The 14,612-nt window shown below is 38.8% G+C and carries 11 protein-coding genes; 6 read left to right on the forward strand and 5 right to left on the reverse strand.

What is annotated here, in order from left to right:
* The first annotated feature begins 34 nt into the window (after window positions 1-34).
* From HBN50_RS04620 to HBN50_RS04630, 3 genes are read left to right on the forward strand one after another with little or no spacing between them, the layout of a single operon-like run.
* The gene (locus HBN50_RS04620) at window positions 35-4,213 is read left to right on the forward strand and encodes a proline dehydrogenase family protein (protein WP_273868306.1); all 4,179 of its coding nucleotides are present in this window, start codon (window positions 35-37) and stop codon (window positions 4,211-4,213) included.
* Window positions 4,214-4,252: 39 nt separating this feature from the next.
* Window positions 4,253-5,053, forward strand: a complete 801-nt coding sequence (proC, locus tag HBN50_RS04625; RefSeq protein WP_273868308.1) for a pyrroline-5-carboxylate reductase — start codon at window positions 4,253-4,255, stop codon at window positions 5,051-5,053.
* A 49-nt stretch (window positions 5,054-5,102) separates the two neighbouring features.
* The gene (locus HBN50_RS04630; RefSeq protein WP_443135163.1) at window positions 5,103-5,600 is read left to right on the forward strand and encodes a PaaI family thioesterase; all 498 of its coding nucleotides are present in this window, start codon (window positions 5,103-5,105) and stop codon (window positions 5,598-5,600) included.
* A gap of 4 nt (window positions 5,601-5,604) precedes the next feature.
* On the opposite strand, the gene HBN50_RS04635 is transcribed toward HBN50_RS04630, so the two are convergent.
* From HBN50_RS04635 to HBN50_RS04645, 3 genes are all read right to left on the reverse strand, one after another.
* Complete coding sequence (locus tag HBN50_RS04635; protein ID WP_273868310.1) at window positions 5,605-6,369, reverse strand: Nif3-like dinuclear metal center hexameric protein; 765 nt, start codon at window positions 6,367-6,369, stop codon at window positions 5,605-5,607.
* A gap of 13 nt (window positions 6,370-6,382) precedes the next feature.
* Window positions 6,383-7,618: a hypothetical protein gene (locus tag HBN50_RS04640; protein WP_273868311.1), complete on the reverse strand. Its 1,236-nt coding sequence runs from the start codon at window positions 7,616-7,618 to the stop codon at window positions 6,383-6,385.
* A 272-nt stretch (window positions 7,619-7,890) separates the two neighbouring features.
* Window positions 7,891-9,954, reverse strand: a complete 2,064-nt coding sequence (locus HBN50_RS04645) for a hypothetical protein (protein WP_273868313.1) — start codon at window positions 9,952-9,954, stop codon at window positions 7,891-7,893.
* Window positions 9,955-10,173: 219 nt separating this feature from the next.
* Between HBN50_RS04645 and HBN50_RS04650 the strand changes: the two genes are divergently transcribed.
* Window positions 10,174-10,599 (forward strand): acyl-CoA thioesterase, encoded by a 426-nt coding sequence (locus tag HBN50_RS04650; RefSeq protein WP_273868314.1) that lies wholly within the window; start codon window positions 10,174-10,176, stop codon window positions 10,597-10,599.
* Here the strand turns inward: HBN50_RS04650 and HBN50_RS04655 are convergent.
* Window positions 10,593-11,273, reverse strand: coding sequence for a M15 family metallopeptidase (locus HBN50_RS04655; protein ID WP_273868315.1), 681 nt, complete (start codon window positions 11,271-11,273; stop codon window positions 10,593-10,595). The two genes, HBN50_RS04650 and HBN50_RS04655, sit on opposite strands and share 7 nt — an antisense overlap.
* Window positions 11,274-11,312: 39 nt before the next feature.
* Window positions 11,313-13,094: a hypothetical protein gene (locus tag HBN50_RS04660; RefSeq protein WP_273868316.1), complete on the reverse strand. Its 1,782-nt coding sequence runs from the start codon at window positions 13,092-13,094 to the stop codon at window positions 11,313-11,315.
* 160 nt (window positions 13,095-13,254) lie between these two features.
* On the opposite strand from HBN50_RS04660, the gene HBN50_RS04665 reads away from it, so the two are divergent.
* A complete protein-coding gene (locus tag HBN50_RS04665; protein WP_273868317.1) occupies window positions 13,255-13,911 on the forward strand; it encodes a YiiX/YebB-like N1pC/P60 family cysteine hydrolase in 657 nt (218 codons plus the stop codon).
* On the forward strand, window positions 13,895-14,602 hold the full coding sequence (locus HBN50_RS04670) for a class I SAM-dependent methyltransferase (protein ID WP_273868318.1): 708 nt from the start codon (window positions 13,895-13,897) through the stop codon (window positions 14,600-14,602). Before HBN50_RS04665 ends, HBN50_RS04670 begins: the two co-directional genes overlap by 17 nt.
* Window positions 14,603-14,612: the final 10 nt, after the last annotated feature.

Raw genomic sequence — 14,612 nt, forward strand, 5'->3', positions numbered from 1 at the left:
TAAAACGTGGGATTAAGGGGAAGGGAACCGCAATATGAATTCGGTAGGAATGAAGTTAAATACTTTCAAACTTGATCAAACGAATTGGGAAGTCATTGTTAATGAAAACTTCTCACCACTTTTAGCTGAAAATGACCAATTAAAGTCACTAGCTAGTGACAAATTAAAACAATATATTAACAGTGAATTTAGCGACTTTCGAGTTCAACTAAATTTTTATGGTGTGAGTTTACTTTGTGCCTATTTCTTTGAAGAAAAGGTTATAAGAGTTGCCTCATCTCGCCTTAATAGTGAAATGTTTCTTATTCAAGGAAAGCAAACGCTAAGCTCTTTCGAAGGTGACCTCTCAAATGATGAGATCTTTCGTGAATATAAAAAACACGCAGAAAAAATCGCAAGCTTAAGCCTAAAAGATTTTCCAAGTGTTTATGAGCAAGTAACTCATGTCGAAGGACTTGTCGATCTGCTTGATTCTAAGGCAACATCCGAGCTAGGTTTAGCTAAAGTTGAGTCGAAGGCAGGCGGGCTTATTGAAGCTCTTTTAGTTAAAGTTAATAGTTATTCTCCGAGTCTTTTTGAGAAAATTTCTGATTTTGGTTTAAACTTAACGGCCAATTATGCACTTCTTCGAGTTCACATGCTGAAGTTCTTGGCGATTCTTCCATCACTTGATCACGATACTCAGGGAGTAGAAGTCAAAAGAATTCTTCTTGAATCTCTTCGCCGCTTAATCAAAGACTCTAAAAAAGCGAAAAGACTTAAAAAGAAAGGTCAGGAAAAGGCACTACCTTCAAGCTATATTATCGCCGTATATTTTAAGTTTATTTTCTTTAAATTAATTCCTTCAAAACCACTCGCGCAGTTTGTTCGCTTTTCTGTTCGTTTAATGGCCAAGCGTTTTATTGCTGGAGAAACAATTGAGACGGCCGAGAAGTCCATTAAGGAACTCGCTTTAACTGGAAGAGATGTTACACTCGATCAGCTAGGGGAGCTTGTTGTCTCTGAGAAAGAAGCTGATCACTATTGCAATGAAGTGATTAAACTTATTAAAGGCTTCTCTTTACATGTTAAAAAAGGTGATAAGAACTCTGCTGGAGTCAATCGCGCTCACGTGTCAATTAAAGTAAGCGCACTTTGTTCTGATTTTAAACCACAGAGTTTTGATTATACTTATAAGCTAGTCGCACCAAGACTTAAAAAAATTCTACTTTGTGCTAAAGATGAAGATGTCTTTATCAATATCGATGCTGAACATTATGATTATCGTGATATCGTTTTTAAAGTTTATAAAAAGGTCCTACTTGAGACACCAGAACTTTCTGATTATAAGGCAACAGGTATTGTTATTCAGGCCTACCTTCGCGATGGACACACTCATTTAAAAGAGATCGTTGAGCTGGCCAAAGAACGTGGTCACACAATGCCGATTCGTCTTGTTAAAGGTGCTTACTGGGATGCTGAAACTGTTGAAGCAGACGCTCACAATTTTAATGCTCCAGAGTTTTTAAATAAAGAAGAGACAGATCTTCATTTTAGACAAATGATTTTTGAGATCTTCAAGTCATCTCCTCATATTCAACTATGTATTGCTTCTCATAACTTTAGTGACCACTGCTTTAGTGAGGCCTTAAGAAGTGAGCTATACCCAGATGCTCTTCCGATTGAGCACCAATGTTTACACATGACTTATGAGGCGCTTTCTACTGCTATGGCAAAAATGGGATGGCCTGTAAGAAATTATGTTCCAATTGGATCGCTTCTTGTTGGAATGGCCTACCTTGTAAGACGTATAATGGAAAATTCATCACAAGTGGGTGTTCTTACTATTATGCGTTCTCATAAAAAGAATATCTCTCTTCAGTCACCAGAGCAAGTGCACAGCGAGAACAAGAAAAATGGAACACTCACGCACGATCAAACGGTTAGTGGGTTAACGTCTCAATTTTTTAACGTCACACCACTGCGCTCGTATTTAGATGATCAACGAGTTTGGCTAGAAAATTCTCTGTCAGATTTTAAAGCTCAACTCGATCAATTCTATTCTAATGATTTTAAAGTATCAGGTGAAGAAGTCTCAATCCTATCGAGTTCCGATCCATCACTTAGTGTAGGTAAAATTCAGTTTGCTACAAAAGAAGATGCAAATAAAGCTGTAGAGATCGTTGATCAATCTTATAATAGCGGAGAATGGGCAAAGACGAGCTGGATTCATAGAGCGAGCACTCTTGTTCGCGCCAGTGAAATCATGCTTTCTAGACGTAATGAACTTAGTGCTCTGATTTCATATGAGGCCGGTAAGGCCCTTGATGAATCTCTTGCCGATGTCGATGAAGCTATCGATTTTTTAAACTTCTACGCTAGAGAAGAGGGGCGTTATCATAAGCATTCAAAAGAAGTTCTTTCTCGTGGAGCCACGGCCGTTATCGCGCCATGGAACTTCCCTTTGGCAATTCCTTGTGGAATGGCCGTTTCTTCTCTTGTTGCCGGTAATACGGTTATTTTAAAATCAGCAGAACAAACTCCGCTGATCGCTCAAGAGCTTGTTAATATTCTCCATCTTGCTGGGGTACCAAAGAATGTATTAATCCACCTTCCTGGACTTGGTGAGATCGTTGGTAATGAACTCATTCACCATGAAAGAATTAGCTCTATTGTTTTCACTGGGTCAAAGGCCGTCGGGAAAATTATTGAAAAAGCGGCAAGAGCGAGAGTCTATGAAAACAAACTTCATCAACTTTCATATCCTGTGTCTATTATTACTGAAATGGGTGGAAAGAATGCGACAATCGTTACGGCCAACGCTGAATTGGATGAAACGGTTTCTGGAATTCTCTATTCCGCTTTCGCTCATGCTGGACAGAAGTGTTCGGCCTGTTCAAGAGTGATTGTAGACAATTCTGTTAAAGATAAGCTTATTGCTCGTTTAAAAGAAGCAGCGAGCGACATTGAAGTTGGTGTAGCATGGAATTATTCAACTTCAATAAACCCTCTCATCACTAAAGAAGATAAAGAGCGCGTTCAAAGGCAAGTTATTGAGGCCACAGAAGAAGTTACTAAACTTGGTGGTAAAGTTGTCATTGATCGTACTCAAGAAGACCTTCCTGGTTATTGTGTTGGACCTGCAATTTTTGAGGTTCCTTTTACAAGAGCTCTAGCAAAGGATAGTTTTTCTCAAATTGAACTTTTCGCTCCAGTGGTTCATATCGTTGGAGTTGATGGACTTGATCAAGCACTGCAGGTTTATAACTCCACAGAGTACGCCCTGACGGGGGGAGTTTTCTCTCAATCACAAGATGATATCGACTATCTTTGTGCTAAGATGGAAAATGGAAATATCTATGTCAATAGAACTATTACAGGTGCCCGTGTTGGAATTGAGCCATTTGGTGGGTTTAAACTCTCTGGAACGGGGCCAAAGGCCGGCGGAAAGGGTTATCTTCCAAGCTTTCACGTTTCAAGGCCTTCACTTGGACTCTCAGTTGAGCAAGAGATAGAAGGGGACTCTAATTATAATTTTGATCTTTCAAGGCAAAGTAAGTTGGCCCTCGATAGTCGTTTTAATCGTTTTCTAAGCGCTATTGTTGAAATTGAAAGTAATTTCGAGTCTATTTTTATGGGAATTTACGGCCAAGAAAAAGATGTCGTGAAGTCTTTTCATAAGTGGCTAAGAAATAATGGGCAAGAGTTCATTACTAAGCATCATCAGAATAAGAAGATACCTGGGCAGCTTTCTTACAATGACTTTACGATGACTCAAGAAGGTGCTGTTCTCGTTTCCTATAATGATAGGCCAGAACTTCTAACATTCATTGATGCTCTTACTGCAATAGCTTTAGGTGTTGGACTGACAGTTGTTTCAAGAAACCATAAATCATACGCTTGGTGGAAGGGGATTCAGGATATCTGTCTCGCAAGCGGTCTTTCTCGTCACAATTTTGATGTATTTCTTAGTGATAAAGAAAACCTTGAACGTGCTATTCAAAATGAAAATATAGAAACGATTATTGTTGATGGTTCACTTGCCCGTGTACAAGAAGTTAATGATCTTCTCGCTCACTCAAAACTACATTCTAAGCATATGAAGAAGGTGCACAGTCATTTTGATGGACCAGCGGTTGATGATTTCAAACGAATTGCCTCTCGTTATATTTGCGTTCGCTCATTTGCAGTCAATGTTATGCGCCATGGAGCTCCATTAGAACTAGATATATAAAAGACGAATTTTGAAAATTAGTAGAAAGAGGAGAGTGTAGTGAAAGAATATAAAGTGGCCCTTTTGGGCTGTGGAAAAATGGTAAGTGCCCTTACTTTGGGTTGGAAAGATCATGTTCCTTTTCATCACTATACTTTTACTCCTTCAAAAACGAGGGCCAAGGATTTAGCGCAAAAACTAGAGGGTACTTTCGTTGAGACGTTGGAACAATTACCACCATGCGATATCTACCTTCTTGGTTGCAAGCCGCAAAACGTCCAAGAACTCGCAACAGATTTAAAAGATAAAATCTCAAAAGATGCCATTATTATTTCAGTTTTAGCGGGAGTTGAAACTAAGAGGCTACAAGAGCTCTTTGGTCCATCAAAAGTATTGAGAGTTATGCCTAATACACCAGTTCTTGTTGGTGCAGGTGTTAATGCACTCTATTTTTCTGAGTCTTTTAGTACTGATGAAAAGACATTTTTCCAAAAGTCTTTTGAAAGCTTTTCTATGGCCAAGGTCTTTGATCAAGAAGAAATGATTGATGTCATCACAGGAGTGAGTGGCTCTGGCCCTGCTTATATTTTTGAATTTGCAAGAATACTCAGTGAGAAACTCGTGTCTATGGGGCTTGAGAGAGAGACTGCTCTGGATATGGTTATCGAGACGTTCTATGGCGCTTCAAAACTAATGAAAGAAAGTAACGATTCTCCACTAGAGCTTCGAAATAATGTGACTTCTAAGAAAGGCGTAACCCATGAGGCCTTGGAAGTATTTAAAGAAAATCAATTTGAATCGATCGTTTCTAAGGCCATTGATGCCGCTTTTAAAAGATCGGTTGAGCTCTCTAAGTCTTAGGTTATAATAGATCAAACTGTTAATTAAACCGGAGTTTTCTTTGAAAGATATCGTCAATACTGTTTTAGACAAGGTTCCAGCTAAATATAGAGATACTGCACTCATCCGTCTTTTTGGATTAACAAAAGTTCCTCTTTTATTTTGGTTAAGGCCCAAGGTTATTGAATTAAGCGACAAGCGTTGCTCTATTCTCATTCCACTAAATAGAAGAACAAAGAACCATTTAAACTCAATGTACTTTGGTGTTCTGGCCTGTGGGGCAGATGCCGCCGGTGGGCTTTCGGCCATGAAGCACATTATGCAAAGTGGAAAGAAGGTCTCTTTGGCCTTCAAAGAATTTAATGCAAAGTTTTTAAAGCGCGCCGAAGGGGATGTTCTTTTTAATTGTGAGCAAGGTGAAGAAATCTCAGCTTTCGTTGAAAAAGTACTCGCAAGTGATGAACGTCAGAATATGCCCGTTAAGATCATTGCAACTTGCCCATCTATTGATGAGCATGAGCCAGTTGCAGAATTTGAATTAGTTCTCTCTTTGAAGAAAAAATCTTAGAATCTTAGGCCGGGTTGTTGTGCTCAATAAAAAAGCACTCAAGTTCACTAAACTCGGCCTGAATATAGCTCATTAAATTTTTTATCCCAAGTTCTTCTGTTGCATTATGACCGCCGGCAAACATATGAACACCGGACTCTGCACTCTCATGCCAATCGTGTTCACTCATCTCTCCCGTTAAGTAACTATCAAGGCCTTCATAAGCAGCATCTTGCCAGCCACTATTGGCACCGCCCGTAATGATTCCCATGGATTCAATTTCGTTTTGATCACTTACTGCGTGAAGGACATTGTGATTGAGAATTTTCTCAAGCTTCGTTTTCACATCACTTGCTTTTATTTTCGATTTGAAAACGCCCTTTACACCTGTAGGTGATCCTTTGTGGTCTCCAAAGGGAGCAAGGTTAGTAAGACCTAATTCTTTGGCGATCGTGGCCGCATTACCCATCTCAATTTGAGCATCAAGAGGTAAGTGGTAGCCAAAGAGATTGATCTCATTTCGAACCAGTGGTAGAACTCTTTTTGCAAAGGGCCCGGTGAGAGTTCTCACTCCGTGGAAATTCCAAAAAAGGCCGTGATGGCAAATAAGGGTGTCGGCATTTTCTTTGACGGCACAAGCGACAGAGTGGCGAGTGGCCGATAAGGAGAAAGCTATTTTTTTGATTTCTTGCTTCCCTTCGATTTGTAGCCCATTTGGACCATAATCATTGAAAAGTTCTGGTTGTAAGAGAGTATTGAGATACTTTTCAAGTTCAGCTCTTTGAATCACTTTCTATCCTTTTCTATGTATGTGAGTCATCATCTTCAAGAAGGCGAGAGAGGCTCTCATCTTCTTTATCACCAGTCATCTCTTTTTCTAGATAACTCTGTTTGACTCGTTCAATTGTTGCTTTAAGATCCTCGTTAAAAGGAGCAAGCTTAATTGCTTTTTCAAACTCAGTGATGGCGAGATCCATATTCTTTGTCATCATATGGGCCCTACCCGCATTTATATAAGGGTATTCTCTATTTTGATATTTAGGAGCTTTCTTTGCAAGCTCAAACCATTTTAAACTTTCTTTAATGTGACCCTCGTTAAGAAGAAGAGAGCCGAGGTCATTGTATGGAGGCCCATAGTCAGGGTCTTTTTTTATGGCCTTTAGGCAGTGGCTTTTAGCTAATTCATTTTTACCTTGAAGAGTGTAGACCCAGGCAATTAAAGTATAAATTTCACCGGTTTCTTGAACTTCGGCTGCCTGATAGAAATTATAGAGAGCGTTTTCGTAATCTTTTCCAAAAACGGCTTTATGACCTAATTGAACAAAATCTTCGTACTTTTCTTCTTTCTTCTCTCCAAGTCCAAGAACTTTAGATTTATTCTTAGAATTCAAAAAGACTTCTTCTTCACTTAATTGATAGAGGGGAACTTTCGTTGGAATAAAATCACCCTCTTCATAATCATCCTCATCAAACTCGATATACTCTTCTTCGCCTCTTTCAAATTCATCATCTGAATGCACAAGTGTGAGGTGACCGAGAGAAAAAGGCGTGAATTCTTCTTTTTCAACAACTTCTTTTTCTAATTTCTCTTTTGGAAGATCTTCAATATTGATCGCACTGGCAAGAGCTGGTCTTGGAAGTGCAATATCGACATATGCAAGTTCCTGGCAAATGAGATGGAATGTTCTTGCGTATGCGTAGATTGTATTTATGTAATTTGTGATTTCTTTTGCTGTGGCCTTATCATCTTTTTTAATTTGAATAAGGGCATTCATAAACTCGTAATTGGCCTTAAGTTCTTGTGTGATCTCTTTAGAGCTAAGTTCCAGTGAGAGCTTATCAATAAATTGATCCTTAAGAACGTTTGATTCAATAATCTCATTGAGGTCAAAATGGAGTTTGTTTAATTCGCGAAGGACCTCATCGTTTGTTCCAAAATCTTTGAAACTAATGAGTGCGTGAAGAACTCTTTCCAAGTAAGCATTCGCTGAAAAAAGCTCACTTGTTAAAATATTTTTTAGCGTTTCATTTCTTCTCATATACTAAGTCCTAAGGCCTTTATTTTTCGCTTATTTTACACACACATCTTACGATTATCTGAGTGTTAGTTCTATACACGCTGCGCTCATTTGAGCTGCTTTTTTTCATAAATGGGGGATGACCAAAGATCCTCTGGTCAGATGATTGAGACTAAACACGACTTTCCCCCCGGAACTCATGTCTGGGGCTTACAATAGCGAATGTTATTTTTTTGTGTAAGAAGACTTGTAAAAAAGAAACCCCGTCTAAGACGGGGTAATTATTGATTTTTTTATTTTACTTGTTCATATTCTAAAAGGCGGCCTTTCTCTTGAACACTTCCGTATCGAGTTGATACACGAGTGAAGATACTTCCATTCTTTCCACCAATTCCTTCACTGGCAAGTCCTCTAAAATTCATGACGTCATTTCCATTGGCCTTCTTCTTATTAAAGAGCTTATCAAATGGATTTGATGAAGAAGAGCTCTTTTTTGATTTCGCTCTCGATCCACCACCGCTGTAAGCAAGGCTCCCACCAGAGCTTCCTCCATAATTTGCCTTTGACGCTTTTCCAACAAAAGCTGCCTTTTGTTGAGCTCCGGCCGTCTTTGCTGGAGGAGGAGCCTGAACAGAACCGACACCACCGCCGCCTCCGCCACCACCTTGAGCTGTATCTCCCGACTTAACAGTCGCGGCAGCACTTGGAGATGTTTCAAAGTCTCCACCTTTATCAGTATTACTAATGGCCGATCCTAATTGGAAATCAGTTGAAGCATAATCTTTTGATGATGACGTAGGATCATCTAGGGCCATGTCTGAATCATTATCTCCTGATCCGTTTGAAATCGTCGCACTTCCTCCACCTGTGATCGTAAGACCTGTATCAGTATAGTTAGACGTTCTACCAAGAGAGGTTGCCGTACAACCCTCACGCTCAGGATTTGCCTGACACTCTGTTGCTGTGAGCTCTCCTGTTGGAGGAGTCCAATCAACGGGCTCAAAAGCATCAACCTTTTTAATGGCCGTATCAATATTGTCTGCTTGGCTATTTAAGATTGCAGATTGAGCGACCTGCTCAACGGCCTTTACTCCCATCTCAATCATCGCTTGCTTAGCTGCATCGTGACCATATTGACTGTTTTGTAAAAGCTCTTGAGCTTGTTGAGTGAGAAATTGATGACATTTTGCATCTGAGGTATTTTCCTCGCTTGCTGAAAATTTGATTCCAGAATAGTTTTGTTGTTGACCATTATTGAATTGAGTTGAATCAGCTAGTTCTGTGTCAGGAATTGCTTGGTTATAACTGAAGAAAAATCGTGCTTTTTCGTTATTATTACTATCTTTAAAAATGATACCTTTATTTAAATTGAAAGTTGCTGTGATCTTTTCACCTTCATAGTCAAATTCTGATTTACTTCCATCATCTCCAAGCTCGAAACCTGATTTAAAAACTCTATTGAAGATCATCCTAGAAATATGTTTTGATATATTTTCAAAATTACCATTCAGATCATGATCTTTACAAAGGTTAACGATTGTTTCGGTATTAGGCATATCTCTTAAAAAGGCAAACATTGTTGTCGCAAAACCTGCGCTCACTGCCGCCCTTTGTCCGGCCATATCTGCCTGCATTTTTACATTATCTTTTTGAAGCTCTAAGCCTTTTGTAAAATTAAGGTCTGATTGCTGGGCCATTTCGGCCTGAGCTTCTTGTGCTTTTCCTTGTGCGACAACTCCTTGAACTGCTGCTGTAACTTGACTTCCGGCAATTGCCGCATTGTATGTTTGTACGAGCTTCTTACAAGCTGGATAGTCTTGTGTTTCAGCACCATTGCTTCTACATTTAATTTTTTGATCAGCTGTTTGGACAAATTCAGTATCGAGGGCCTCTTCTGGGTTAGAGTAATTGACGTAGCCACCACTGATACTTGCGAAGTAGAGTTCACAATTGGAGACGACTTCAATTGTTTGATAAAGCGCTCGGTAGTAACTCTGTTGATAGCTCTTTTTTTGAAAGTTTTCATACATAGATTTCATTCTACTATCGTCGCTTCCACCTAGACTTAATTCTAGCTCACCATCATATGATTTGAACTGTTCTAGAAAATAAGATGCTAATAAACCACCTGATCTTGATGAATAATCAGCGATACCTTCGTATTTATCCATGCTTTCTCTGTCTTTTTTTCGAACGGGATCAACTAGATTTAAAAAGTTCTTTTCACCTACAAGGGCCTGACAAATTTTAAAGTTCTTACTTCCACTAAACTTCACCTGAAGTCTATCCGTGTTAAGTGCAAAACTAGGCGCTTGGCAAAGAGAAATAATTGAGAGTATGGCGATTTTCTTTTTCATAATGAGTCACTTATTCCAGTTGGTCTTGTGTTAAACCTATTATACGGTTACTCATCGGTTGTGGGGCGCAAATACTTGAGTTTAGAGGTCGCGTAAAGGGGGAGATGAACTCTAAGTCATTAAAAATATTTACTTTTACACTTTGTGAAAAATACCTCACACTAGCATAAAATCGATAAAAGACCTGCCTAAGAAGGTTGGCAAAACAAGGAAGAGACAATGTTATCAGAGCTACACGAGTATGAGTTAACGATCTTAGAAAAGCATCTGGATACTTTTGGTCACGTCAATAATGCGACTTATTTAGAGCTCTATGAAGAGGCCAGATGGGATCTTATTTCAAATAGAAACTTTGGACTTAGAGATATTCAGAAAGCAAAGATTGGACCTGTCATTTTAAGAATTGATATCGCTTATAAGGCCGAACTTCGAAATCGTGAAAAGATAAAAATCGTCACGCAGACAAAAGAATATAAGAATAAACTTGTGATGGTTCTTGAGCAAAAAATGGTAAAAGAAGATGGAACTGTCGCTTCAAGTGCAATGCTTGAAATTGGACTTTTTGATCTTAAAGAAAGACGCTTGATTGTCCCAACAGTAGAGTGGTTAAAGGCCATTGGTGTTAGTGAGCAACCGCCTCAGTAAGTATTATCAATGAAACGGTGATAAATATCGCTGGCCTTCTCTTTAACTAGATCAAGGAGCATAATCTCTTTTGAATCGAGAGCATCTAAATGATCAACAAAAAAGGGAAGGTCATATTGTTTTTGAAACTCTTTGGCCTTCGCGTGAAAACTTAAGTGCCACGGCTCTCTTGCCACTCCTCCTAAGTCTTTTTCATAAGGGCGATAAAAAGGAGTTGATTCGAGATGCTCTTCTAAAAATAAACCAAGTCTTTCAAATATCCCTCCTTTTTCATACTCGCTAGGAATTAGCTGAACGTGATAATTTGGATCTTTCAAAAGAGCTCTTTTGTCGATGATATCAAAATCTGTTCCCCAGTGGTGGCGAGAAGCTCCAGGAAAGGCGGACCATCTTAAAATAGAATAAAGAATTTCTTCTTTAGAAAGTTCATCGTAGGGAAGTGGATTTGAATGTGAATCTAAAAGAGGACTTTCTCCCCTGGCCTTACGATTCCAAATGAGAACTTGCCTGTTGAAGTCTCTAAAACTACTTGCAAGCTGAATTTCGAGTCCAAAGTCATTGGCACTTTCTTTCAAGGTGAGGTAATGATCCAGAACATCTCTATGAAGAAAATGAGTCTTTTCTATCTCGATTAAATGCTCTGTTGTTTGTCCCTTTAATATTAAATCATTCATCTTTAAAATTTATCATCAATTCTATGAACAAACAAAAGACTAATATTGATCATCAGGAAAAAGGCGTTTTAGGCCTGTTTGCATATAACGATTCGAAATAACCTTCCATATTGAAACGTCTTTTCTCATGTGAATATCGTTATTTTTATAATCGTATTTTTTACCAGCTTCCTCTTTAAAACCACCTAAATTACTAGAGCTACTTGATGAGTCGTCAAAGCTAAAAAATTGGTTCTTCGCTTTTTTCGTGGCCTTTTTTGAGTCTTGCTTCGCTGAGTATTTTGGCTGAAGACCTGTTTTCTTTTTTGCTTCGCTAATTGCTTTAGAGAGAACGGGGTTATTTCTAATGGCCCCTTTGGTGCTGATATCTGCTCCAGAAAAAGGACTACTGTTTCCTGCTTGCACAAGTGAGTCTTTAAGGTCTTTAACTGCTTTACTCTCAAAATTTAACGGCTTTTGATTTGCGAGTTTTCTCTTGTTGTTAAACTCTTGAATGGCCTTTGTTTTTATTTTGTTAGCAATGGCCGCCTTAGCCGCTAGATCGGCCGTACTAAGATCAGCAAGAGTTGTATTTCCCTGAAAAAGATCATTTAGATCAGACTCATAATCTGAAACTGAAAGGTTTGGAAGAGAGAAGTTTGAGGCCGTCGTTGCAACTTTTGATTTTAGACAAGCATTGTCACCGGCCTCATTCTTATACTTTTTACATTTACAGTTTTGATCGAATTTTCCATCGACACTAATGCAGCCTGGTTTAGTTGAAGGTCCTGTTGCAACTTTGCCTGAAGTTGCTTTGTAGAGGAAGTTATCATCACTGGCCCAAAGAGATTGGCAAGTCTCAGAGTTTGAGTGGTCTGTGTTTTTTGAATTATCTGAGAGATAGCAATAGCATCTAGAATTTTGAATATCATCGTGGCCTTCTGGGCAAAAACCAGAGAGGTTGGTCATAAGTTTCTTCTTAATTTTTTCAACTTCTTTTGCATTGTTATCAGCGTCGTCTTTTTGGCTACCCGCTGCATTAGCAAGAGTTAAGCTGTAACCTGTACCAATTCCCCCTAAGATGGCTACACCTCCTGGTGATGCCATAAATTTAGTAAAGGGATTTATATCGCCTCCAGCTGTGGCACTACATTTATGATTTTGACTTGCAAGATCGTAGACGGCCATGGCCGTAGCTATTCCGTAACCAATCGTTAAAAGCAGATAGGCCTTATTTCTCATATCTGCAATTTCAGAAACTGTTTCCTGCTCTTTTTTCAAATAATCAAAGGCCAGAATTTGTGTTGAGTAAGGGTCTTGTTCTTGATCACTTTTAAAACTCTTCTCAAGGTCTTTCATTTTATCACTTGCATACTTTTTAAAATAATTTTCAGCGACAAAACCTGCAGCAGCCGTGGCCCCTAAAATTTTTGCTGAAGTACAAAGAGAGTCGAGTCCATTTTTTTGGGCCGACCAGTTGAGAACAGTTAATCCTGTGATCGCGGCGTGTGGAATACTTTTTCCAAAACCACCTTTTTCAGCTTTTTCAAAATCAATATTTGATGTCTCACTCTTTGCAAGGGCCTCCATACAAGATTTTCTTTCCGCTTCATCTTCTTTGGCCGCACATTCATCATATTGCTTTCGTGATTCAAAACTTTTTTCATTATCTTGCATGACACAGAGATTTCTCGTTGAATCCCAGGTTTTAAATTCTTGTTCTTCACAGGCCGCTTTTTCACTTTCCATCGAATTAGTCACTTGCATATTTTGAGCAAGAGAATGAAAAGATAGCGTTAGCGAAATCACAATTGTTAAAAAGTTATTGATTGTCTTTTTCATGGGTCATCCAAGTCTTTATATATTACAACTACTTAAAATTAGTATACTCACAAGCGGCATTAAAGAGAAGCGGTCGGTCTTGCCGAATTGGGCGAGATGACGATATAAGGCAATGAAATTACACCAATAAAGACGTTAAATTTTAATGGATATAACCACCATGATTAAACCAATACTACGCCTCATTTTAGGGGCACTTATCTTTATGATTCCTTTTAACCTCTTCGCTTTTGAGATTAAAAGTGGAGATGTTATTTTACTTCCCCTCAATTGCCGCTCTTGCGATGTGATTGCTTCGGAAACTGAAGGAAACTTTTCACACTCGGGAGTTGTTCTTAGGCATGAGGGAGAGTTCGTTGTTTTGGAGGCATTAAGTAAAGTGAGAATGGTTCCTCTCGATAAGTTCTTACGTCGAACGGCCCATTCCAAAGAGGCCGTTATCATGCGTTCAAAGGAATTTGAACTTTGGAATCAAGAAGAATTGAATGCTGCTCTTTATTTTGAATTTTCAAAAATTGAAGGAAATGGATTCGACTATGCTTATCGTTGGGATAATTATGATGAGCAGGGGAGAGAGCTCTTCTACTGTTCTGAATTTGTCGCTAAGATTTTTAACCCGCTCTTAAAAAATGGTCTTGAAACTTATCCTATGGACTTCTCAAAGAACTGGGAATATTGGTATCGCGCATTTGGTGGGAACGTTCCTCAGGGGCTTCCTGGGAATTCTCCAAATGAATTGTATCGTGATCATTCAAGGTTAAAAGTTGTTGCAAAAATTCTTCACCAATCGGGAAAACTCATTGTCAGAACAAAGTAAAAAGGATCAATTTGATCTGGCCTTTAAAAATAAACAATCACCTTATGAGGCCGCAAAAAGCTTAACGAAACTCCTCTGTGGAGAGGTCTTTGAAAGATTGTCTTCAACCATCAAAGATCATCCTCGTGTTTTAGAAATTGGCTGTGGTGATGGCGCTGTCATAAAGGACATTCCAAATAAGCTTTTTAAGAACTGTGATTATTTAGGAATTGATCTTTCAACAAATGCCATTGGGCTTGCAATTAAAAATAATCCATCTTTCAACTTTCAAAATGTAGATATACTCAACTTCGAGTCTTCTCGCCAATTTGATATTATTATTGATTCGCACTGTCTGCACTTTTTAACGGAGGCCCTTGAGCGAAAGCGCTACTTTTCTAAAGTGAGTGATCTGTTAAAAGATGAGGGTCTTTATGTCGTAGAGACGATGCTCTTACCTAAAAAGGCCGGTGATGTTGAGTTGATGAGTTTTGATTTTCAGTCAAATTGCTTCGTTAAAGATGGTCGTAAAGTGATTTTCTTAGATGAGGCGAGACATTTTGAAGAGATTTTTTCTGAATATGATTTAGAGATACAATACTTTTATTGTCCACTAGGTGCGAAATTTATTTGTGAATCTCACCGTAGTGAAAGCTTAATTTCTGATCCTGATGTTCTACGAGCAATAGTTAAAAAGAAAAGTGGGACTTAAGTTAAGACCC

Origin of the sequence: Halobacteriovorax sp. GB3, from assembly GCF_028649655.1 — a bacterium.
Taxonomy (GTDB): Bacteria; Bdellovibrionota; Bacteriovoracia; order Bacteriovoracales; family Bacteriovoracaceae; genus BSW11-IV.